The sequence below is a fragment of the Stenotrophomonas sp. SMYL86 genome, assembly GCF_036320025.1.
GTDB lineage: Bacteria > Pseudomonadota > Gammaproteobacteria > Xanthomonadales > Xanthomonadaceae > Stenotrophomonas > Stenotrophomonas maltophilia_A.
The window spans coordinates 42771-43679 of sequence record NZ_JAWIRU010000006.1 but is presented as its reverse complement, the minus strand read 5'-3'; the positions used below and the strand labels follow the sequence as shown (position 1 = coordinate 43679).

Here is a 909-nt window from a genome sequence, read left to right as displayed (position 1 = left end):
CCGTCGGTGGGCGCCCACTCCCTGCGGGGGGGGCGGGGGGGGGCCCCGCCCCCCCCCCCCCCCCCCCCCCCCCCCCCCCACTACCAGGGGGCTTACGACCAGTCGAACGAGAACAGCACCGTGCGGCTTTCCGGCTCGTACAGCATCACGATCGCATCGGCACCGGTGGCGCACCAGTTGTAGCCGGCCACGTCGGCCACGGCGAAGAATTTGTTGCCATTGCGGGTGATGATCACTGTTTCGGCATCGTCCGCAGCGTTGGGGTCATCGGCAGCTTCGGTGAAACCCAGCTCGAATGCCGCGGGAATCTCTGCGGTTTCGGTCCAGTTGCCGAAACCGATGGGGCCGCCCAGCGTATCCAGATAATCGCGCTCGCTGGCCTCACCCTTGCCGTAGCGCGAGTAGCAGGCGAGACGGCCATGCGTGGCATGGTAATCGCGGGCCTTGGCGTAGCTCTCGCGCATCTGCACGATGTGCTCCTGCGCATCCTTGTCCTGCACCGCATCACCGATGAAATAGCCCGCGTTGCCGAGGAAGCGCATCTCGTTGCCGGCGGTCAGTTCGAAGGCGATCCAGTTGGTGCCGGTGAAATCGTTGTGGTGTTCTTCTGTGGTCTCGCCGATGCAGCCGTCATACGGCTCGATCGGGCACAGCATCGTTGCCACCTGGCCGGCCAGTTCCGGGCGCAGCACGCCGAGGTCGATCTTCAGCAGCGGCAGCAGGTGCTGGCCGAGCCAGGCCTGGTCGGCGGGAAAGACGTCGGTGGGGAAGGCGACCATGCCGGGCAGCAGGTCGCGCAGTTCAGTCTGGTGGATCATGTCAGTCCTTTGAATTGGATCGGTAGTGCCGGCCGCTGGCCGGCATCCGCGATACATCTGGAGGTTGCCGGCCAGCGGCCGGCACTACCAC

General features: G+C 66.1%; 1 protein-coding gene. It reads right to left on the bottom strand.

Annotated features, from left to right (window positions below):
• Nucleotides 1-92: 92 nt before the first annotated feature.
• On the bottom strand, nucleotides 93-818 hold the full coding sequence (locus tag V3B64_RS08630; protein WP_164081004.1) for an enolase: 726 nt from the start codon (nucleotides 816-818) through the stop codon (nucleotides 93-95).
• Nucleotides 819-909 lie beyond the last annotated feature (91 nt).

Excerpts from the sequence above, each read along its gene's own strand:
- V3B64_RS08630 (WP_164081004.1), bottom strand. The coding sequence starts at position 818 with ATGATCCACCAGACTGAACTGCGCGACCTGCTGCCCGGCATGGTCGCC.